This window comes from Nonomuraea aurantiaca (assembly GCF_020215705.1).
GTDB lineage: Bacteria > Actinomycetota > Actinomycetes > Streptosporangiales > Streptosporangiaceae > Nonomuraea > Nonomuraea aurantiaca.
This window is the reverse complement of sequence record NZ_JAIWNB010000010.1, coordinates 201,900-222,724: the sequence shown is the minus strand read 5'-3', so window position 1 is coordinate 222,724 and position 20,825 is coordinate 201,900. Positions and strand designations below refer to the sequence as shown.

Here is a 20,825-nt window from a genome sequence, read left to right as displayed (position 1 = left end):
CTCCCGATCCAGGCGGTTCAGGGGTAACTCACCCCGGCTTCCATCACCTTGCCGCGCTCCAGCGTCGGCACGGTGACGAGGTGGTAGCCGCGTTTCTTGAGCTCCTTGATGATCGCCGGCATGGCTTGTACGGTCTGCGGCACCACGTCATGCATGAGTATCACGCCGTCGCGCTTGGCCAACCGGAACACGGCCGCCTTGATTTTCGCTACGTTACGCAGCTTCCAGTCGAGCGTCGTACCGGTCCACAGCACCTGCGCGAGGTTCTGCGACCCCGCCAGGCCCAGCACGCGGTCGTCGGTGGCCCCGTACGGCGGGCGGAACATCTTCGGCAGCGTCCCCGTCTGCTCCTTGATGAGTTCCTGGGTGTTCTGGATCTCGGTGAGGATCTCGTTGTCGAGCAGCGTGGGCAGCGACGGATGCGAATAGGTGTGGTTGCCGATGGCATGGCCTTCGGCGGCTTCCCGTCTGACGATGCTGGGATATTTCTCGACCTGCGCGCCCACCAGGAAGAAGGTGGCTTTGACACGTTCCTTTTTGAGCAGGTCGAGCAGCTTCGGCGTATGGACGCTCGGACCGTCGTCGAAGGTCAAGGCCAGACATTTGACCCGGCTGCAATCGATCTCCGCGGGAGCGCCCGTCGCGGGGAGTGACGTCATCGCTAATGACGCCGCAAGTATGCCGTGAATCACCACATGGGCTAGCTTATGGCCAAAGCCGCCGCCGGAAGACTCGCAGATCGTTCCCATATATGACGCGGTGCGCGGTACGGGACACCTCCAGGGCGAGCCGGTTCTCCGCCGCCCAGTCCTCGATCGTGGTGATCGGCACCGGGTGGATCCACTCGCGGGCGACGATCAGATCGTGAAGCCGGCAGACGGCGTTGCGCCACAGAGGCCGCGCGCTCATGTCCTTGTAGACGAACAGGCCACCGGGCCGTACCGCGGCGCAGGCCCGGTCGAACACCGCCCGCTGCGCCGGAATCGGCAGGTGGTGGATGACGTCCTGCATGTGGACCACGTCGTAGGAGCGGGCCGGCCACGGCGAGCGGGCGTCGCGGTGCTCGAAGCGCAGTGTCGAGCCGCTGTCGCGCAGGCGTACGGCCATCCGCCCGGCCAGCCCGATCGCGACCGGGCACGGGTCGAAGCCGTGCCCCTCGACGCGTTTCCCGCGCGTCGCCATGAGGCCGAGCATCAGCCCGGAGCCGCATCCGATGTCGAGCACGCTCGCGCCCTCCGGCACGTACCCGATCGTCTCCTCGAACGGGCAGACCAGCACCCGCAGCCGCTGCTGGAGCCGCAGGGCCCGGGACGCGTCCGCGTACAGCCGCCGTGCGTCCTCGAGCAGCAGGGTCCGATCGAGCGACACGCCGGTCTCCTAATCCTCGCGGCGGGCACGCAGGAACAGCGTCACGCCCTTGAGCGAACCGACCGGCAGGCACCTCTCCAGCCTCACGACCGCGGACAGGCCGGCGTTGACCAGCGGGGGCACCGGCCCCAGGTCGCTGCCCGTGGACGAGTGCCGGTGCCGGGCGATCAGCGGGCGCAGGAGTACGTTCCAGCTCCACAGCTGCTCGACCCGTAGGCCCGCCTTCTCGACCACGCCGGTCAGCGAATCGCGGCAGTAGCGGCGTACGTGGCCGACGGCGTAGTCATGGGCCGACCACAGCGACATGTCGCAGGGGACCGCGATCAGCGCCCGCCCGCCCGGCCGCAGCACCCTGGCGATCTGCTCGGTGGCCAGGTAGTCCTCCTCGATGTGCTCCAGCACGTCCATGGCGGTCACGAGGTCCACGCTCGCGGGCTCGACCGGCAGGTCACGCGCGTCCGCCTGTACGGCTCGGAGCCCGCGACCCCTGGCCACCTCCACCGCGAGCTCGGAGCAGTCGGTCGCGGTCGCTTCCCAGCCCTCCTCGACGAGGACCACGGTGTTGCCGCCACCGCCCGCGCCGACGTCGAGCGCCCGGCCCGGCCGCAGGCGACGCACCTCGGCACGGAGGACGGCCCGGCGCTCCCGGTACCACCAGTGGCCGTCTTCGAGCGCGGTCATGCGGCGGATCTCTTGTGCTCGCATCTCGTTCATCTCTTGGAGGTGGCCCGCCTCGGGAAGACCCACCGGTCCAGTGCGGCGAAGCGCAGCAGGGTGAGCAGGCAGTACGTGCCGACGGCGGTGGTCGCCTCGAACAGGCGACCGCCCGGTGGCGGCAGGCCGAGCACCGCCATGGTGATGATGGCGTAGTCGGCCAGGAAGGCCGGCGCGGTCCGGACGCGTGGGACCGTACGGTGACCGCCGAGCACGTTGACCGTCCAGCGGCGGGTCTCGGCGCCGGCGAAGCCGGTGAGCAGCAGCGCGGCGAGGTTGGCCGCCGCGGCCGGCCAATGCTCACGCAACGGGAGATAGAGCAGCGCGTAGAGGACCGTCGAGAACACCGCGATCAGGGCGAACGACGCCAACCTGGCTGGCGTCACCGCGCGCGGCCGGGCGACGACCGCGTCCGGATGCGTGGGCGTGAGCTCGGTCGGGTCCGTAGGTGTGAGTTCGGTCTCGTTCGCCACCTTGAGTGCGGCCTTGCCGGTGGACATCGACCACGCCACCCTGGCCAGCCCTCTGAGGTCCTCGACCGCCGTCCTGATGATGCGGACGCGCGAGTCGAGATCCTCGACCCAGTCCACCGGCACCTCGTGGACGCGCAGGCCGTTGTGCTCGGCCAGCAGGAGCAACTCGGTGTCGAAGAACCAGCCGTCGTCCTCGACGCGGTCCAGGAGCGGCCTGATCACGTCGGTTCTGGCGGCCTTGAAGCCGCACTGGGCGTCGCTGAAGCCGACGCCGAAACCGTACCGGAGCAGGGCGTTGTAACCGCGCGAGACCAGCTCCCGCCGCAGCGACCTGCGAGTGCGGGCGCCGCGCGCGAGCCGGGTGCCGATCGCGACCTCGGAATGGCCGCTGGCGAGCGCGGCCACCATCGGGAACAGCGCGCCGAGCTCGGTCGACAGATCGACGTCCATGTACGCGACGATGTCGGCCGGGCTGTCACGCCAGGCGGCCTTCAACGCCGCACCCCGGCCCCTGGTCTCCAGCTTGCGGGCGTGCACCTGCGGGAACTCGCGCGTCAACCCCCGGGCGACCCGCCACGTGCCGTCGATGCTCCCGTTGTCGACGATCGTGATGCGCCACGGCAGCGGGAAGGAATCGCCGAGGAACGCATTGAGCGTCCTGATGCAACCGGGCAGTGCCTTTTGCTCGTTGAGCACCGGAATGACGATGTCCACGGTCGCCAAGGTGACCGGTTCGCCGAGAACGGCCGGACTCCTGTCCATGGCGGAACGCGTGTTCATAGGGGAATGCTGCTGCTGCCGTCCATTGATGCGCGGGCTGTTTCTCCGCATCATTCTTGGAGCTGGACAGACTTTTACCCGGCGCCGAGTTCGTAGACCGAGCACTGGCCGCTGCGGAAACGCAGCGTCGCGAAGCTGTCAAGGGCCGCGCCATTCTCGGTGAATGCCCATTTGACGCCATATTCGCGGACGAGTCGCGCGACATTCTCCGCCGACGGCTGCCGGAACACCGCGTCGTTCGCCGCCAGCCGCGCCTGGTCCGCGAACGGCAGGGCCAGGTAGGAGGTGCCGAACGGCTCACTCCGCGACATCGTGCTCTGGGCGTACGCCCACCCCTCCACCAGCACCCGGCGCTCGCTGTAGGCGGACACCCAGAAGTGGCGGCTGTCGCACACCTTCCAGCCGACGGGCCGGCAGTGCGCGTTGGTCGCCACCACATCGTCGGGCGAGGAGTGGTCCCGCAGCCACCGACCGGCCTCCAGCGCACCCTCCGGCACCATACGCACAGGCGGCGCCGCCGCCCCGTGACTCGACGGCCCGACCCCTTGCGTCAAGGTGACCGGCAGCGCGTAACCGGTGAGCAGCGCGACCGCCGCGACCGCCACGGACCCGCGCCGTTCGCGTTGCGGCACGAACGCTACGGACCCGCGCCGCAGCGCGAGGACCGCGACGACGGCCACCACCACGAGCACGAGGTACGGCAGCACGAGGGGGAACAGTCCGTGGACCGGCATGTCCGGTCCGAGCAGCGCCCGGGCCGCCACCGCGAGCCCGGCCCCCAGCGCGACCCACCACTTGGCGGCGCCGAATCCGCGCTCCCGGCCGAGAACCGCCATCCCGGCCACGGACGCGATCGAGAGGTACGGTCGAGCGCCCTCCAGGAAGTAGTACTGGCTGGCCGACGGATGCCCCAGCAGCACGACGCCGCCGACGCCCCCCGCCCCAATGCCGAGCAACAGCAGCATGCCCGGATCCCGCAGGACCGCCCGCCTGGCCGGCACGCCCAGCAACCCCGCCCATACGCACGCCAGGCAGACGAGATGAATCGCCGTCAGCCCGGCGATCGGCCACATGGGTGCCCTGGCAACCTGCTTGGGGCCGAGGTCCATCACCAGCCCCACACCTGCCGCATGCTCGCGAACGGCGCGAGCACCAACCCTTGCCGCTGGGCCCCGAAGACCACGAACTGCGCGAACGCCAGACAGGCCAGCGTGATCCCGACACCCACGAGGGCAGGCCGCGACCACCGCCTGACGACCAGGACGAGCACCAGCCCACCCAGCAACAGCGGCAGGAACGTCGTCTTAGCCCCGGTCAGCGCTGCCGACAGCACCCCGACCAGCACCCACCCGCCCGGTCCGGTCCGCTCCCGGCGCAGGTACGCGACGAGCATGAGCGCCACAGGGACGCAGAGCAACGCCCCGAACGTCTGCGTCGGACTGGTCCACGCCGTGAACATCGACCGCGACGTGAACAGATCGCTCGCTCCCCGGTACAGCTCCGGGCTGAAGGCGAAGTACGTCACGAAGACCGCCGCCACGCCCGCCCACCACCGCCCGGTCACCCGCCTGGCGAGCACCGCCACCAGCACGACCATGGCCACCATCATCGGCAGCATCGACAGCCGGTAGAGGAGCGTCTGTGGTTCGATCCCGGTGACCCAGCTGGTGGCGGCCATCTCGGCGTAGACGTACCAGTGGTAGGACAGCGGCTCGCCCAGGACCGTCGGGACCGTCGGGGGCATGTGGTGCTTGAGCTCGCCGAGCAGGGCGAGGTGGTAGGGCATGTCGACGTAGGGCGTCGCGTTGCCGGGCCAGGTCAGGCCGTGGCCCCCGTAGAACGACAGGGTGCTCCAGACGACGAGATAGCCGACGACCGCGGCCAGTGCCCACGCGCACCACAGGGGCATCCGCTCGCGACCCGCCGTCCCCGGTCCCGGCCCCGACCGCCAATGCCGTCGTAGCCGGGGTACGGCGACGAAGGCGGCGATCACCGTAACGGGCCAGACGAGCACCAGCAGCGGCAGTCCGACCGCGCGCGCCGGGATGTAGGCCAGCACCTCGACCGCGTAGCCCAGCGCCAGGCCCGCCGCCAGCTCCTCGGCAAGCGACCCGCGACCTCCTGCCAGCGCCCGCCACAGCAGCGTCCCGGGAACCAGCACGCCGACACCGATATATCCCCCGAAAACCGCAAGGTCCCGGACGGAAACCCCACGCCAGACGAGCGCCGCCACGGCCACCAAGACGACCAGCCCCACCGGCACCCAGTCGGGCCACCCCCGCCGCCCGGCCACCGGCGAGGCCACCACCCTCTTCGCCGCCGTGATCGTCATGCGATCACCACGTTCTCTATGGCCGTGATCGTCCTGCGCATCACCACACTCTGGTCCGCCCTGATCGTCATACGATCACGGTCACCAGACGGGTGAACTCGGCCGTGAGGTCCACTCCATCCCAAACCCGGTGGAAGCTCAGCGCGCTCCCCACCGGCACCATCCGATCGACCCCCCGCCCGGCCAGCGCCCCCGCCAGCAACTCCAGCTCGGCCGGGACGAACCCGAAGTGCGTCATGGTCTGATCCCGGCGCTCCACCAGCCGAGCCAGCTCGCCGAGGCCGCCGAGCCGGGCGTGCGTGAACGTCCCGGCGCCCAGCCACCGGCGCGGCGCCGCCTCGGGACCGGCCAGGGTGACACTGGCCAGCGCGTTGCCGTGGAAGTCGATGGCATGGGCGTCGCCGTCGGCCGCCAGCCCGTACGTGGCGACCCGCTTCTCGACCGCCATCGCGGCGTCCACGGACCACCCCCGCTTGGCCACGGCCCGCGCGAGCCAGGCGGTGAACTCCTCGCGCGCCGCGTCGCAGTCGGCGGCCGAGCCGACCCAGTAGACGGTGCGCGGGGACGAGCAGGCCGCCTGGTCGAACCAGTAGGCGTCGTTGGCGAACCCCTCGGCGACCGCCCCCCGCGTGGCGGCCGACGCCGACAGCCAGGCCGCCGCCCGGAGCACCGCGAACGACGTCCGATCGGGAAAGGTGAGGTCACGCGCGTGCGGGGCGAGCGGATGGCGGCGGATCTCGCCGACCGCGGCGTCGCCGCCCCAGATGACCCGCAGGTCGCACGCCGCTGACAGGGCCGCCGTGACGGCGTCGGAACGGTCGTACGTGATGATGTGCTGCGTAGCGGCCACCACGGGATCGGCGTCGGCCAGCGACTCCCGCAGCGTCCGCGTGATCGTCTCGGCCACGGCGCCCGCGCGCGGCGACAGGCGTACCACGTTGCGGTTGCCCATCAGCGCCGACAGCGCCCAGGAGTAGACGAAGACGGTGTCGACGTTCGCGGGCGGGACGTGGAACACCAGGCCGCGCGGCGCCCGCAGGTGATCGCCCCGCGGCCCGTCGAGGATTCGCGTGAGCTCGCTGGGCCGCAGGAAGAAGCCCAGCGACGCCAGCTCGGGATGACGTCGCGCCAGCTCCGGACTCAGCAGGCGCCTCCCGAACCCGGTGAGGAACCCACGAATCCGCTCATCACCCACCGCGAGCGGCTCGCCCCCGGACACCTGGTCGATCAGCGTTTCAACCGACATATCCCGGCAATCCGGAAACCTGGCCCCCACCCACAGCTCGGACGCGACCTTGCTCATCACGCCGCCGACCGCGCCGAGGTGTCGCTGCAGCCGCGCGCCTCCGCCCTGGGCAGCCGCCCGAGCACCGAGAACCGCTTGCCCGGCCACACCCCGTCGTCCACCCCATGCACCACGCCGAGATCCTCCGTCAACAGCACGTGCCCCGGATAGGACGTGGGCAGCGTGCTGACCACCTCGATCAGCCCCGGAACGCCGGGCGGCGCCTCCTGCCACGTCTCCGGATCGCGGATCACGACATCGGCGAAATCTGGGCAGTAGAGCCCGCCTCCGTCCGGCCCCTCCAGGAACACGGTGCCGATCTGCTCGACCATCCCGTAGAAGTCGTGGATCCGCCGCAGCCCGCACTCCTCGCCCAGCCGCCGGCGGAACGTGGCGTTGTCGACGGCCTGCTCGGCCAGCCGTTTCCAGCCCCCGGAGTGGATCAGCACCCCTTGCGAGAGGTCGAGCCCCAGCTCGCGCAGGTGTGACCACGCCATGAAGGTGAACCCGAAGATCAAGTAGGGCGCACCACCGTGCCGCGCGAGAAAGGCCTTGACCGCTTCGGCATCCAGCCCGCCACCCTCGTCGAGCACGAAGGTGTGGTCCCTGCCGAAGTGCATCATGCCGAGCACGCCCGCCCCGCGAGCGCTCAGCGTGGCAGCGCGTATCGCCGACCGGCTGTCGACGATCAGCATCGGCAGCCGCCGCTCGCCCAGCACCGCGCGGAGCGTCGCCGCCAGCATGCGCGGCTGCGCGGCCGCCGCCTCGCGGTCGAGGTAGACGCGGCTGGGCCGCTGCCCGGTCGTCCCGCTGGAGGTGAGCACCCTGAACACCGCGCTCTCCGGCACGCTGCGCAACTCGTGCGTCTTGAACAGCCGCACCGGCAGCCACGGCAGATCCGCCACCCGCTCGTAGGGTCCCACCGCCCCGATCGCGTCGAGAATCCGGCGGTACGGCAGGCACGCCCGCCGATGCCGCTCAGTCAGCGCGACCAGCTCGGGCAGCAGCGCGGCCTCCTTCGCATCCTGGGACAAGGTGAAGACACTCACGTGCGGGCCTCCAGAGCGGGGTAGTCGATCTTCCCGGTGCCGAGCAGCGGCAGCCGGTCCACGCCGCGTACGTCGAACCCGCTCCAGTGGAGCCGCAGCTCGGACCCCAGCCGCCGGGCCAGCGTGGTGCATCCGTCGGCGTCGAGGCCCTCGGCCCAGACCGTGACGCGGTCGTCGCCGCTCGTGGCCGCGACGGGGCCGCGGTCGCGGAGCAGGTGTTCGATGTCGTCGAGGTTGACGCGTACGCCGAAGACCTTGGCGATGCGTTTCATCCGGCCGGTGATGTAGAGGAAGCCCTCGTCGTCGAGGTGGCCGAGATCGCCGGTGCGCAGCACGCCGCCCAGGTCGTCGCCTCTGGCCAGGTCGTCGGCCGTTTCGGCGTAGCCCATCATCACGTTGGGGCCGTGGTAGACGACCTGGCCGTCGTCGATGGTCAGGCGCCCGCCGGGGACGGCCAGGCCCACGGAGCCCGGCTTGGCGGCCAGGCGGTCGTGGGGGAGTACGGCGATGCGGGCGGTCGCCTCCGTCTGGCCGTACATGACGAGGAAACGCTGGGCCTTGGCGGCGAACTCGGTCACCAGGTCGGGCCGCAGCCGCCCGCCCGCCTGGGTCATGGTGGTGAGCGCGGGGTGCTCGACCGGGTCGAAGCGGAGCTTGCGCAGCATCTCGTACTGGTAGGGGACCGCCGCCAGCGAGGTGCACCGGTGCTCGTCGAGCATGGTCCAGAAGGACCGTTCGAGCAGGCCCGCGTCGGTCAGCACCACGGTGGCGCCCGCGGCGAGATGGCTGTTGAGCACCGACAGGCCGTAGCTGTAGTAGAGCGGGAGGCTGGTCGGCGCGATCTCACCGGGCCCGATGGCCAGGGCGGTGGCGATGGCGTGGGCATTGGCCGACACGGCCGACCGCGACAGCCGCACGAGCTTGGGGTTGCCGGTCGAACCCGAGGTGGCGAGCAGGACGGCCAGGTCCGGATGGGGCTCGGGGGTGCCGCCGCGGGCGCGCCGCAGGCCGTCGGCGGCCCGCGTGAAGCCGAGCAGGGCGGCGGGCTTGAACCTGGCGGCCAGCTCGGCCAGCGCGCCGGGCGGCAGATCGGGGTCCAGCAGCGCGATCGGCCTGCCCGCCCGCAGCGCCGCGAGGTAGCGCAGCACGGACGGCAGGTCGTTGCGCATGCCGCAGAACACCGGGCCGGGCGGCAGCGCGGCCAGCGCCTGCATGGTGCTCGCGATCCGAGCGCTCAGGCCGTCACCGGTGAGCACCCCCGGCTCTCCGGCGACGACTATCCGCGCTTCCGGATGCGGAAAGCACTGTGGAAAGCACTGCGGAAGGCGCTCGGGTGTCCGCGCGTCGGGATGTGGAAGGTGCTCCGGTGTCTGCGCGCCCGGAGGCATAAGGCCCTCCCGAGGAGTCAGACCCCCGCCGACCTGCGGTGCGGAACCGTCGGCGGGGTGGGGCGCACCGGAGTGTCCGGAGTGTAGAGAAGCGTTCATGAAGACCGCCCGTCCATCGTGTCGGAGGCTTACAGCACCAGCCCGCCGTCCACCCCGATGACCTGGCCGGTGATGAAGCAGGCGTCGGCGGAGAGCAGGAAGGCGGCCGCGGCGGCCACGTCGCCGGCGGTGCCCAGGCGGCCGAGCGGGGTCGCGGCGACGGTGTCGGCGCGTGCCCGGTCGTCGAGCGTGGAGAGCATGTCGGTCTGGATGTAGCCGGGTGCCACCGCGTTGACCCGGATGCCCTGAGGCCCCAGCTCCTTGGCGGCGGCCAGGGTGAGGCCGAGCACGGCGGCCTTGGTGGCGGAGTAGACGGCCTGCCCCGGCGCCCCCTTGCGGCCCATGACCGAGGAGACCAGGACCACGGCCGGGTCGGTGCCCCTGCGCAGCAGCTTGACAGCGGCCTGCAGGGTGTGGGTGGCGCCCAGCGCGTTGACGTGGAAGAGCCGGCTCACCACGTCGCTGTGCATCATGCCGAGCAGGCTCGCCGCGTGCCCGCCCGCGTTGATCACCAGGGCGTCGAGCCGCCCGTGCCGCCGGTGGACCTCCCGCATCATGGCGGACACCGCGGCGGGGTCGGCCACGTCGCCGTGGACCGTGTCGGTGCGGCCCCCGGTCTCGGCGGCCACCTCGGCCGCCGCCTTGGCGGACCGCTCCTGGTCGCGCCCGTGGAGGACGACCTCGTGACCGGTACGGGCCAGCCGCGCGGCGACGGCGCGGCCGATGCCGAGCGTGGAGCCGGTGACCAGCGCGACCCGGCGGTCAGGTGACGGCGTCGGCACCGTGCTTCTCCAGCAGCTCGGCGGCCTTGGCGAACGAGCTCATGTCGATCATCTCGTCCGTGTCGATCATGATGTCGAACTCGTCCTCCATCGCGGCGACGAGGGCCATGTGGGCCAGTGAGTCCCACTGCGGGATCGCCCGGTATTCGAGCCCGTCGACGTCCCGGTCGGCCGGCAGGCTCAGCGAGGCGCGGAAGACGCCGCGCAGGCGGTCGAGCTGGCTCATCTCTGCTCACTTTCTGTCTTCTGACAACCACGCAGTGTAGCCGTGATCGGCCGTCAACAGAAACCAAGCACCCGTCGTGAGTAATAGAACCGTATAACGGCGAGTGCCCGCCGTGTCGGGCTGAGAATGTCGCAGGGGGCGCGTCAACCGCTACAGGGGGAATGATGGACGAATCCAATCACTGGTACGGGCACTCCCGCATAATCGGCCGATACTGTGAACTGGCGGAAGACACCCCCCGGCGAATACAGGGTTTCCTGCAGCACGGCTGGAACTATCTTCACGGATTTCCGCCCAACGACCACTGGTGCAGCCCCGGTTACCCCCGTTTCGTCTGGTCTGACGTGCTCAGGAGGCGCGGCTGGTCGATGGGCCGCCGTGGTCACTATGTCATCGGCGCGCCGTGGATCTACCTTCTCGATATGGAGCCGGAAATGGCCGCGGTCCCCGAAAGGAAGGGTACGATCTGGTATCCCTTCCACGGCTGGGAAAAGCATTCGGTCAGTGGCGACCATGCCCGGCTGGCCGCCGAAATCGCCGAAGTGGAGACGGGGCCGGTGACAATCTGTCTTTACTGGTTGGAATTCGCTAATCCGGACATTCGGCGGGCTTATCGGTCGGCGGGTTTCCGGGTCATCTGCCATGGTGAGCGTGGTTCGCGGTGGGATGGCAGGGGACGCGACTTCCTGCCCGGCCAGCTCGCCGAGCTGCGGCGGCATCGCCGGGTGGCGTCCAATCGGCTCGGCAGCGCGCTGTTCTACGGCGCCTCCGTGGGCTGCGACGTCGCCGTCTACGGGGACCCGATGCAGCTGGAGGACGAGCGGCCCGAGTACGGCGGCACCGCCCGCCGCATGCGGCTCTGGCCCGAGCTGCACGGCGTCCGCGTCGACCCCGACGCGGCCAGCGAGGCGGCCCGGCAGGAGCTGGGATTCGAGTATCAGGCGACACCAGAGGAGCTACGGCGAATGTTCGGCTGGAAGCGGGCGCGATGCGCATGAATGAGGCACCCGAGAACGTCCGGCTGATCGGCGGCGAGATGCTGCTGTGGTCAGACTCGTCCCATACGTCCGGCGTCACGGACTGGCGGGGCGTGGCCCTGGAGCTGGTCAGACGCCTGCTCCCCATCGAAACGGAGGAAGACGGGAAGGCCAGGGTGCTGCTGGTCGGGCCGCATCCGCGCGGCTTGGTGGACGAGGTGGTGGCGCGGGCCGCGTCCGTGGCCGTGCTGCTGCGCTCCTATCCCGACGCCTGCGCTCTCGCCGAGCGCCATCCCGATCTGGCCGTGCACTGCGGCCGTCTGTCGGCCCTGCCCGAGGGCGAGCCGTACGACCTGGTCCTGGCGCTCGACGGGCTGCGGCGCACGCACTCGGCCGAGGAGGTGGCGCCGCCCTGGCGTGAGTCGCTGGGCGCGCTCGCCGCCCTCGTCGCGCCGGGCGGCCGGTTCGTCCTGAGCGTGAGCAACGACCTGGGCATCGACCGGTTCGTCGAGGCCAGGCCCGCCGACCGGGACAGCGGCGACGAGCACTGGGAGCCGCACGGGTTCGACCAGGGCTACCCTGACGGGCCCGGTGCCCTCGACGAGGAGCTGGCGGCGGCCGGACTGACCCCCGAGAGGTGTTACGCGGCCTATCCGGGCCGCGCGGCGCCACGCGCGCTGCTCGGCCGCGAACTGCTCGGGTGCGACCTGCCCGACGCGCTCACGGTGCCGTTGAGCGCCCGTGGCGGCGACAGGATGCTGGTGGCCGATCCGCTGCGGCTGACCCGGCTGGTGTTCAGCCACGGTCTCGGCGAGCAACTCGCCCCGCTGTGGGTGGCCATGGCGACCCGACCCTCGAACGCGCCCACGGTGCGGGCGGACGTGTCACCCGGCCAGTTCGAGGATTCGCCCACGGTGCGGGCGGACCTGCCGCTCGGCCTGTTCGAGGAGGGTCACGCCGTACACGAGGTCATCTGGGGCGCCACCCGCCGGCTGCCGGACGGCGTGGAGCGGGCCATCCCCGCGGGCCGGGTGCTGGAGGAGGTCCTGATCGAGGCGTGCGCCCGCGAGGACGTACGGGCGGTCCGCGACCTGCTCACTGTGCTGGGCGACTGGGTCGAGATGGGCGGCGACGCCGCGGCCGACAACCTGGTCTGGGACGGCGAGCGGTTCGCCGCCATCCATGCCCTGCCCCCGCCCCCCGCCCGGCCTGCCGACCGCGTGGTGTTGTGCCGGGTGTTGTGGCGGTTCGCGGTACGCCTGCTGGCCGCCGGTCACCACCACCCGTGGCCGTGGCCGCGGCAGGCCGAGCAGCTGACCCTGACGCTCTGCGGCATGGCGGGCCGGCCGTGCGACCAGGCGGATCTCGACCTGGCCCGCAAGCTCGACGCCGAGCTGGGGCAGCCGGCCGAGCTGAGCGACGCCGCCCCGACGTACCGGGACCTGCTCGGCGCGCGGGACCGGCTGGCCGACCAGCTGACCGCCGCGCTGGCCAGGGTGTCCCGCCTGGAGACCAAGCTCACCTACCGCGAGCGCGAGCTGCTGCGGGCCAGGGGCCGGCTGAGAAAGAGCCAGCGGAAGTCGGCCGCCTATCGCAGGACGCTCGGCTACCGGCTCTCGCGCCGCCTGGCCCGCCCGCGCAGGGTCGCCCGCCGGGTCCTGCGCCTGCTGTCCGGCTGACGAAGAGGAGTTCCCGTGCCGGTTCTTTCGGTGATCGTCCCGTTCTACAACGTCGAGAAGTACATCGGTCCCTGCCTGGATTCGCTGGAGGCGCAGAAGCTCCAGGACCTTGAGATGATCTGCGTGGACGACGGCAGCACCGACGCCGGCGCCGCCGTGGTCGAGGCCCGGATGGCGGCCGACCCGCGGATCAGCCTCGTCCGGCAGGCCAACCAGGGGGTCGGGCGGGCCCGCAACATCGGCGTCCGCCGGGCCACGGGGCGCTACCTGGCCTTCGTCGACGGTGACGACAGGGTGCCGCCCCGCGCGTTCCAGCGGCTGGTCGCCTCCTTGGAGGCCACCGGTTCCGATCTGGCCTGTGGCAACGTCATGCGGCTCCACCGCAACCTGCTCGTACCCTCCTGGGCGCACAAGCAGGCGTTCGCCGAGTCGCGCAAGCGCACGCACATCACCCGCCACCCGCTGCTGATCCGCGACCGCATGCTGTGGAACAAGGTCTACCGGCTCGACTTCTGGAACGCCCTCGGCCTGACCTTCCCCGAGCGCATGTACGAGGACCAGCCGGTCGCCATGGCCGCGCACGTGGGCGCCTCGTCGGTCGACGTGATCAAGGGCATCGTCTACCACTGGCGGCAGCGCGACGAGGAGGGCGCCTCGATCACCCAGCGCCGCCTGGAGCCGGCCAACCTGCGTGACCGCCTGCTGTCGGTGCTGGAGACGGCCGCGCTGCTCACCACCGGCGCGCCCGCGCTCAAGCCGGACTTCGACCGCGACACGCTCGAGATCGACATGAGCGTCGCGGTGGAGGCGATGGCCATGATGGGCGCCGCGGCCGATCCCGGCCTCGTCGACCTGGTCGTCCGCTATCTCGACGGCGTCGCGCCGGAGGCGTGGCAGAGCATCCCGTTCACGCAGCGGCTCCAGGTGCACCTGCTCCACAGGCGTCGCCTGGACGAGCTGGCGCGCGTCTTCGAGCAGGACCGCGCGGGCCGCCTGCTTCCCCGGGTCAGCCCTCCTGGCCTGCTGCGCAAGCGCTGGTACGGCCGGCACCCGGCCATGCCCAGGCACCTGTCGGAGGTGTCGGCCGAGCTCAAACTGTCGGCCCGGCTGGTCGGGCTGGAGTGGCGCGACGGCGAGCTCGGCGGTGAGGGCCGGGTGAGCATCGGCCGGTTCGACGTGTCGGACCTGCGCGGGACGAGTGTGCAGGTGTGGCTGCAGGAGCGCCGGACCACTGACATCGTCCCGTTGTCCGACCAGCGCGTCTCGCCGACCTGGGCGAGCGTCGAGCGGGAAGAGGGCGATGCGGCGGCCGAGCACGGTTTCTCCTTCGCGTTCGCGTTCGACCCGGCGACGCTGACCCGCGCGCAGCTCGCCCGGCGGGGGCACTGGGATCTGCGGGTACGGTTGCGCGGCCCCCGGCTGAAGCTGGAGGCGAAGGTCGTCGGATCGCGCTGGCTGCCGCCGCTGGTGCCCGCGCCGAAGCGCAGGGCGGGCGTGTGGCTGGTGCCGGTACGCGCCGGCGGCGGGGCCTGGGGACTGCGGCTGCGCCGGGCCGAGGCGCTGATCGGCGAGTGCCGGGTGGACGGCGACGACCTGGTCTTCTCCGGCGAGCTCAGCGACCCGGGCGACGGCGATCCGGTGCTGCGGTTGGTGCGCAGGAGCGACGGCGAGGAGATGTACTTCCCCCTCACGCTGGCCGGGCAGAGCTTCCGGGCCCGGGTGTCGCTGGTGGACATCGACGAGGTCGTCGGTCGCGAGTCGCGCTGGGAGTTCGTCATCGACCAGGGCCGGGAGATCCGGCCGCTGGTACGTACGCGGGCGCGGCCGATCGTGACGGTCGCCGAGCGGCGCTTCCTGGTGGACCGGGGCGACGACGGCTGCCTCATGCTCGCCGAGCGATGAGACAGCCGTCGGTTCCAGCGCCGTCGGTCCGGGATGGCCAGTGCATGGCCGGTGCCGTCAGCCCAGGATGGCGCGCAGCCGGTCGACGACCTCGTCCTGCTGCTGGTCGGTGAGGTCGGGGAAGAGCGGCAGCGAGAGCTGCTCGGCGTAGTAGGCCTCGGCTTCGGGGCAGATCCCGCGCCGGTAGCCGAGGTCCTCGAAGACCGGATGCCAGTAGGCCGGGATGTAGTTGACCTGCACCCCGATGCCCTCGGCCCGCAGGCGCTCGTAGACCTCCCGCCGGCGGCCGTCGCGGACTCTGACCGGGTAGAGGTGCCAACACGGCGTGGTGTACGGGCGCCACGCGGGCAGCGTCAGGCCCGGCAGGTCGCCGAGCAGCGCGTTGTAGCGGGCGACCAGCTCGATCCGCCGCGCGCGGAAGCGTTCGAGCCGCCGCAGCTGGCTGAGGCCGAGCGCGCAGAGCACGTCCGGCAGCCGGTAGTTGAGGCCGAAGTCGTGGACCTCCTGGTGCCAGCCGCCGTGGCCGGGATCACGCAGCTCGGCCGGGTCCCGGACCAGGCCGTGGTTGCGGAAACGGGCGGCACGGACATAGCGGTCACGGTCGCGGACGGCGACGGCGCCGCCCTCGGCGGTGGTCACGGTCTTGGTCGGGAAGAACGAGAACGTGGTGAGGTCGGCCTGCTCCCCGACCGGCCGGTCCTTGTAGCGCGAGCCGAGGGAGTGGGCGGCGTCGCCGATCAGCACGGCTCCTGCCCGGTCGGCGATCTCGCGGAGTTCGTCGTAGTCGGCGGGATGGCCCGCGTAGTCGACCGCGGTGATCGCCTTGGTGCCGCCGCCCGCCAGTGACTCGACCGACGCGGGATCAAGGTTGCCCGTGTCGGGCTGCACGTCGGCGAAGACCACCCGGGCGCCGCGCATGGCGGCGGTGGCGGCCGTCGCCACGAACGTCAGCGGCGAGGTGATCACCTCGTCTCCCGGCCCGACCCCGGCCGCCGCGTACGCGACATGCAGGGCCGCCGTGCCCGACGTGACCGCCAGGCACGGCACGCCGCCCGTCCAGCGGGCCAGCTCGGCCTCGAACGAGCCGACCATGGGCCCGGTCGTCAGCCACTCGCCACGCAGCACCTCGGTCACGGCCTCGACATCGGTGTCGGCGATCGACTGCCGCCCGTAGGGGAGCATCAGACGCCCACCGTCACGATGGCGCGCAGGTCCTCGACCGACAGCCAGCGGTCGTTGGTGTCGGAGCGATAGGCGAAGCCGTCCGGCAGCAGCTCGCCGCCCTGCGGGGGCACGTAGCCCCAGCTGGCGATCGTCGGCTGCACGACGTAGCGGTCGCTCAGGCGCAGGGTCCTGCGGCCGTCGTCGGGGCCGATCATCTCCTCGTGCAGCTTCTCGCCGGGCCGGATGCCGATCTCGTAGACCGGGCTGCGGGGCGCCAGTGCCTGGGCCAGGTCGGGCAGGCGCATGCTGGGGATGCGCGGCACGTACAGCTCGCCGCCCTGCATCAGGTCGAAGGAGTCGACCACGAATCGGACGGCCTGGTCGAGCGTGATCCAGAACCGGGTCATCCGCTTGTCGGTGATCGGCACGCTGCCGCCCTCCTGGGCCAGCCGCAGGAAGAACGGCACCACCGAGCCCCTGCTGCCCACCACGTTGCCGTAGCGGACCACGGCGAAGCGGGTGACGTGGCTGGCGGCGTAGTGGTTGGCCGAGACGAACAGCTTGTCGGCGACCAGCTTCGACGCGCCGTACAGGTTGATCGGGCTGGACGCCTTGTCGGTGGAGAGCGCGACGACCTTGCGCACGCCGCAGTCGATGGCCGCCTCCACCACGTTCTGGGAGCCGGAGACGTTGGTCCTGACGTATTCGAACGGGTTGTACTCGGCCGTGTCGACCTGCTTCAGTGCCGCCGCGTGCACGACGTAGTCGATGCCGTGCATGGCCCTGGCCAGGCGGTCCCTGTCGCGTACGTCGCCGATGAACCAGCGCAGCCGCTGGTCGTCGTCGAACAGGTGACGTGCCTCGTACTGCTTGAGCTCGTCGCGCGAGAAGACCACCATGCGGCGCACATCGAGGTGGTCCAGCGCGTGCCGGACGAAAGCCTTGCCGAAGGACCCCGTGCCTCCGGTGATCAGAATTGACGATCCACTGAGAATGCTCACGCGGCCCCCCGCCGTAGTCATCCGAGCTGCCCGGTAGCATAGCGCGATCGTTCGATGACACACGGTCACATAGGGGAATGGGGCTTCGGTGCGGATTGTCGGAATCATCCAGGCGCGCATGGGCTCGACGCGCCTGCCGGGCAAGGTCTTGCGCGATCTCGGGGGCCGTTCCGTGCTGGGCTGGGTGGTCCGTGCGGTACGCCAGGCGGACGCGGTCGACGACCTGGTGGTGGCGACCACCACGGAGGCGGCCGACGACGCGGTGGTGGCCGAATGCGGCAGGCTCGGCGTGTCCTGGCACCGGGGACCGGTCGACGACGTGCTCACCCGGTTCACGCAGGCGCTGCGGAGTCACCCGGGCGAGGCCGTCATGCGGTTCACGGCGGACTGCCCGCTGCTCGATCCCGTGGTGATCCGCGAGGCCGCGCTGGTCTTCCGCGCGGTGCCCGGTCTCGACTACCTGAGCACGGGCCTGGCCCGCACCCTGCCGCGCGGCCTCGACGTGGAGATCGCGGGGCTGGCCGCCCTGGAGCGGGCCGACCGGGAGGCCACCGCCCATCACCGCACGCACGTCACGTCCTACCTCTACACGCATCCGGGGGAGTCGCGGCTGCTCGGCCTCGCCTACGCGCCGGCGGCGGCCGACCTGCGGGTCACGCTCGACACCGAGGACGACTGGCGGCTCATCTCGCGGGTCGTCGCGGAGCTGGGCGACCGGTGCGTGCCGGTACGGTCGCTGGTCGGCTGGCTGCGGGAGCGGCCCGAGGTGTGCGAGCTCAACGCGCACGTGGCGCAGAAGGCGTTGCAGGAGGCGTGACGCACCGGGTGGGGTTCCGCTGCGACGCGGGCGTGGCGAGCGGGGTCGGTCACCTGATGCGCTGCGTGGCGCTGGCCGAGGAATTGTGCGGGCGGGGGGCCGAGGTGCTGTTCCTCGGGGACGTGGCGGGGTCGGCGTGGGCGGAGTCGCAGCTGCGGCAGCGCGCGTTCCCGCTGTGCCCGGCGCCCGCGGAGCCGCGGGCGCTGGCCGAGCTGGTGCGGGTGCTCGGGCTGGACGCGGTGGTGCTGGACTCGTACGTGCTGGCCCCCGGTACGGGCGCGGCGCTGCGGGCGGCGGGCACGGCCGTGCTGGCGATCGTCGACGGCGACCCGCTGGGCCAGGAGGCGGACCTCTACCTCGACCAGAACCTCGACGCCGAGCTACGCCCCTTCCGACGTCCGTTCTCGCGCCCGGGGGAGGCCGCGGACGGGTCGTGGGGTGGGCCCAATGGCGCGCCGGGGGGTGGGCCGAAGGGTGCGCCGGGGGGATGGTCATGGGGTGGGCCCGAGAGCGGGCCGTGGGATGGGCCTGGGGGTGGGCGGCTGGCGGGGGCTCGTTATGTGCTGCTGCGGGACAGCGTCCTCCTGATGCGGGGCACCGCCCGCCGCCGCCCGGCCCGGCCGGAGGAGCCGCTGGTGCTGTGCTTCTTCGGCGGCACCGACAGCGCCGGCGTGGCGCCGGCCTGGGCCGGGGCGCTGCGTGCCACCGGGCTGGCGTTCCGGGCGACCGTGGTCAGCCCGGTGCCGTTCGAGGTGGACGGGCCCGTCACGGTGATCCCGCCGACGGACCGGCTGCCCGGCCTGATGGCCGAGGCGAACCTGGTCATCACCGCGGCGGGCTCGGCCGTCTGGGAGCTGCTGCACCTGGGCGTGCCCACCGCGCTGAGCTGGGTGGCCGACAACCAGCTGATCGGCTATGAGACGCTGGTCGGCGGCGGGCTCGCGGCGGGGCTGGGACCGGCCCCGGACGCGGCGGCCGTCGGCGTCCTGGCCCGCCTGCTCGCCGACCCGGCGGCCCGCGAGGAGTACGGCAGGCGCGGCGCCGGGCTGATCGACGGCCGCGGCAGGGAGCGCGTCGCCGACGCGCTCCTCGCCCTCCTCTGAACGAGCCCTCCTCTGAACGAGCCCCCTCCGAACCAAGTGCCCGTCAGACCAGGTCCCAGGTCAGTGGTGTGCCGATCGTGGCGTCCCTGGCGAAGCGGCGACCCATCACCTGCGCCGCCGCCGCCGGCGGCAGCCCCCCGGCCGGCCGGATGGAGCGGACGTTCTGCTCCGTCACCGGCTCGCCCGCCCGCACATCCCGTACGACATACAGCGACCGCCGGAACCGCAGCCCCTCGCGCTCGGAGGCCCGCGGCCCGATGACCGCGCTGCCCAGCGACTGCCAGGCCCGCTCGCTCTCCACCACGAGCGCCGCGAGTTCGGCGGGCTCCAGCGAGAACGCCGAGTCGACGCCCCCGTCGCCCCGGTCCACCGTGACGTGCTTCTCGATCAGGCACGCGCCGAGCGCGACCGCCGCGACCGCCGCGCCGATGCCGGGCGTGTGGTCGGAGACGCCGACGACCGCGCCGGTGAGCCCGGCGAGCAGCGGAAGCGAGCGCAGGTTGCTCTCGGCGGGCGCGGCGGGGTAGGCGGCGGTGCAGGCCAGCATGGCGAGCTGCGTGCAGCCCGCCTCGCGGGCGGCCTCCGCGGCGGCGTGGATCTCGCCGATCGACGCCATGCCGGTGGAGATGATCAGCGGCTTCCCCGTGGCGGCGGCGAGCCTGATCAGGGGCAGGTCCACGATCTCCGAAGAGGCGATCTTGTAGGCCGGGGCGCCGAGACTCTCCAGCAGATCGATGGCCGTGGGGTCGAAGGGCGAGGAGAACGGGATGAGCCCACGTCCGCGAGCCCTGGCGAAGATCGGCTCGTGCCACTCCCATGGCGTGTGCGCCCGCTCGAAGAGCCGGTAGAGACGCTCGCCGCCCCACAGCTCGTGCTCGGCACCCACCCGGAAGGCGGGGCCGTCGGCGTCGACGGTGATCGTGTCGGGGCGGTAGGTCTGCAGCTTCAGGGCGTGCGCGCCGCTGTCGGCCACCGCGTCGACGATGGCGAGGGCCTGTTCGAGGCGGCCGTTGTGGTTGCCCGACATCTCGGCGATGACGAAGGGGGGCTGTCCCGCCCCGATAGCGCGCCCGGCGATGGAGATCATGCGCTGTCGTCCTTTCTGCTCAGTTGCACGGTGACGACGTCGCGGCGGACGCCGTCGATGTCGCGCCGGTGGACGGCGACCTCGGCGAACCCGAAGCGCCGGTGCAGCCCCCTGGCCGCCTCGTTGCGGGCGAGCACCTCGCCCCGCAGCGTGGTCAGCCCCAGCGGTCCGAAGGCGTGGTCGATGGCGGCCCGCTCGAGCCCGATCCAGGCCGGCAGCAGCGCGCCCGACGGCTCCAGCCCGGCCAGGTCGAGGTAGAACCCCCACTCGCCGCTCCGCGCGGTGGGGTCGAGCCCGGAGAACGTCACCACCCCCGCGGCGGTCCCGTCGTGGTCGTAGATCAGCACCCGCCTGGCCGGATCGTCCTTTACCGCGGCCCACCACCGGGCGTGCTCGGCCTCGGCGATGACGTGGGTGGTGAAGCTCGCCGCTCGCACCCTCGGGTGGTTGCGCCATCGGCGGATGGCGGGCAGCTCATGGTCGTGTACGGGTCTCAGCACGGCTTCCCCCTACTCAGCGCGCTCGATCCATTGCACAACGTAGCGGATCCATCCGGCAAAGAGCTGATCAGAGTGCGGCATCGAACGTCGTGCCGGAGT

General features: G+C 71.7%; 20 protein-coding genes. 5 read left to right on the top strand and 15 right to left on the bottom strand.

Going from position 1 to position 20,825, the window contains the following annotated elements:
* Positions 1 to 17: 17 nt before the first annotated feature.
* From LDL49_RS24565 to LDL49_RS24515, 11 genes are all read right to left on the bottom strand, one after another.
* A complete protein-coding gene (locus LDL49_RS24565) occupies positions 18 to 695 on the bottom strand; it encodes a polysaccharide deacetylase family protein (protein WP_225293764.1) in 678 nt (225 codons plus the stop codon).
* Between the two features lie 10 nt (positions 696 to 705).
* Complete coding sequence (locus LDL49_RS24560) at positions 706 to 1,368, bottom strand: class I SAM-dependent methyltransferase (protein WP_225293762.1); 663 nt, start codon at positions 1,366 to 1,368, stop codon at positions 706 to 708.
* A gap of 9 nt (positions 1,369 to 1,377) precedes the next feature.
* Entirely contained in the window at positions 1,378 to 2,073 is a 696-nt protein-coding gene (locus tag LDL49_RS24555; RefSeq protein WP_225293760.1) for a class I SAM-dependent methyltransferase, read from the bottom strand.
* Between the two features lie 5 nt (positions 2,074 to 2,078).
* Positions 2,079 to 3,335, bottom strand: coding sequence for a dolichyl-phosphate beta-glucosyltransferase (locus tag LDL49_RS24550; protein ID WP_225293758.1), 1,257 nt, complete (start codon positions 3,333 to 3,335; stop codon positions 2,079 to 2,081).
* A 74-nt stretch (positions 3,336 to 3,409) separates the two neighbouring features.
* A complete protein-coding gene (locus tag LDL49_RS24545; RefSeq protein WP_225293756.1) occupies positions 3,410 to 4,447 on the bottom strand; it encodes a hypothetical protein in 1,038 nt (345 codons plus the stop codon).
* Positions 4,444 to 5,667, bottom strand: a complete 1,224-nt coding sequence (locus LDL49_RS24540) for a hypothetical protein (protein ID WP_225293754.1) — start codon at positions 5,665 to 5,667, stop codon at positions 4,444 to 4,446. Before LDL49_RS24540 ends, LDL49_RS24545 begins: the two co-directional genes overlap by 4 nt.
* Positions 5,668 to 5,734: 67 nt before the next feature.
* Positions 5,735 to 6,913, bottom strand: a complete 1,179-nt coding sequence (locus LDL49_RS24535) for an acyl-CoA reductase (RefSeq protein ID WP_225293752.1) — start codon at positions 6,911 to 6,913, stop codon at positions 5,735 to 5,737.
* Between the two features lie 56 nt (positions 6,914 to 6,969).
* The gene (locus LDL49_RS24530; protein ID WP_225293751.1) at positions 6,970 to 8,001 is read right to left on the bottom strand and encodes a LuxE/PaaK family acyltransferase; all 1,032 of its coding nucleotides are present in this window, start codon (positions 7,999 to 8,001) and stop codon (positions 6,970 to 6,972) included.
* Complete coding sequence (locus tag LDL49_RS24525; protein ID WP_225293749.1) at positions 7,998 to 9,257, bottom strand: AMP-binding protein; 1,260 nt, start codon at positions 9,255 to 9,257, stop codon at positions 7,998 to 8,000. Before LDL49_RS24525 ends, LDL49_RS24530 begins: the two co-directional genes overlap by 4 nt.
* 260 nt (positions 9,258 to 9,517) lie before the next feature.
* A complete protein-coding gene (locus LDL49_RS24520) occupies positions 9,518 to 10,270 on the bottom strand; it encodes an SDR family NAD(P)-dependent oxidoreductase (RefSeq protein WP_225293747.1) in 753 nt (250 codons plus the stop codon).
* The gene (locus tag LDL49_RS24515) at positions 10,251 to 10,496 is read right to left on the bottom strand and encodes an acyl carrier protein (protein ID WP_225293745.1); all 246 of its coding nucleotides are present in this window, start codon (positions 10,494 to 10,496) and stop codon (positions 10,251 to 10,253) included. Before LDL49_RS24515 ends, LDL49_RS24520 begins: the two co-directional genes overlap by 20 nt.
* A 161-nt stretch (positions 10,497 to 10,657) precedes the next feature.
* Here LDL49_RS24515 and LDL49_RS24510 point away from each other — a divergent pair, with 161 nt between their 5' ends.
* Genes LDL49_RS24510 through LDL49_RS24500 form a run of 3 tightly spaced genes read left to right on the top strand, consistent with a single transcriptional unit; the run spans position 10,658 to position 15,054 of the window.
* Positions 10,658 to 11,494 carry a hypothetical protein gene (locus LDL49_RS24510; protein WP_225293744.1) on the top strand — a complete coding sequence of 279 codons (837 nt, stop codon included), beginning with the start codon at positions 10,658 to 10,660 and terminating at the stop codon, positions 11,492 to 11,494.
* Positions 11,491 to 13,152 carry a class I SAM-dependent methyltransferase gene (locus LDL49_RS24505; protein ID WP_225293741.1) on the top strand — a complete coding sequence of 554 codons (1,662 nt, stop codon included), beginning with the start codon at positions 11,491 to 11,493 and terminating at the stop codon, positions 13,150 to 13,152. Before LDL49_RS24510 ends, LDL49_RS24505 begins: the two co-directional genes overlap by 4 nt.
* Before the next feature lie 15 nt (positions 13,153 to 13,167).
* Positions 13,168 to 15,054 carry a glycosyltransferase family 2 protein gene (locus LDL49_RS24500; RefSeq protein ID WP_225293739.1) on the top strand — a complete coding sequence of 629 codons (1,887 nt, stop codon included), beginning with the start codon at positions 13,168 to 13,170 and terminating at the stop codon, positions 15,052 to 15,054.
* Positions 15,055 to 15,111: 57 nt separating this feature from the next.
* Here the strand turns inward: LDL49_RS24500 and LDL49_RS24495 are convergent, their stop codons facing one another.
* Both LDL49_RS24495 and pseB read right to left on the bottom strand, forming a co-directional pair.
* Positions 15,112 to 16,236 (bottom strand): DegT/DnrJ/EryC1/StrS family aminotransferase, encoded by a 1,125-nt coding sequence (locus tag LDL49_RS24495; protein ID WP_225293737.1) that lies wholly within the window; start codon positions 16,234 to 16,236, stop codon positions 15,112 to 15,114.
* Positions 16,236 to 17,219 (bottom strand): UDP-N-acetylglucosamine 4,6-dehydratase (inverting), encoded by a 984-nt coding sequence (pseB, locus tag LDL49_RS24490; RefSeq protein WP_225293735.1) that lies wholly within the window; start codon positions 17,217 to 17,219, stop codon positions 16,236 to 16,238. Before pseB ends, LDL49_RS24495 begins: the two co-directional genes overlap by 1 nt.
* Positions 17,220 to 17,307: 88 nt before the next feature.
* On the opposite strand from pseB, the gene LDL49_RS24485 reads away from it, so the two are divergent.
* Both LDL49_RS24485 and LDL49_RS24480 read left to right on the top strand, forming a co-directional pair.
* Positions 17,308 to 18,036: a cytidylyltransferase domain-containing protein gene (locus tag LDL49_RS24485; protein WP_225293733.1), complete on the top strand. Its 729-nt coding sequence runs from the start codon at positions 17,308 to 17,310 to the stop codon at positions 18,034 to 18,036.
* Positions 18,033 to 19,139 (top strand): PseG/SpsG family protein, encoded by a 1,107-nt coding sequence (locus LDL49_RS24480; RefSeq protein WP_225293731.1) that lies wholly within the window; start codon positions 18,033 to 18,035, stop codon positions 19,137 to 19,139. Before LDL49_RS24485 ends, LDL49_RS24480 begins: the two co-directional genes overlap by 4 nt.
* A 43-nt stretch (positions 19,140 to 19,182) precedes the next feature.
* Here the strand turns inward: LDL49_RS24480 and pseI are convergent, their stop codons facing one another.
* A complete protein-coding gene (gene pseI, locus LDL49_RS24475; RefSeq protein ID WP_225293729.1) occupies positions 19,183 to 20,226 on the bottom strand; it encodes a pseudaminic acid synthase in 1,044 nt (347 codons plus the stop codon).
* Entirely contained in the window at positions 20,223 to 20,726 is a 504-nt protein-coding gene (pseH, locus tag LDL49_RS24470; protein WP_225293727.1) for a UDP-4-amino-4,6-dideoxy-N-acetyl-beta-L-altrosamine N-acetyltransferase, read from the bottom strand. The genes pseI and pseH overlap by 4 nt, the downstream gene beginning before the upstream one ends.
* Positions 20,727 to 20,825: the final 99 nt, after the last annotated feature.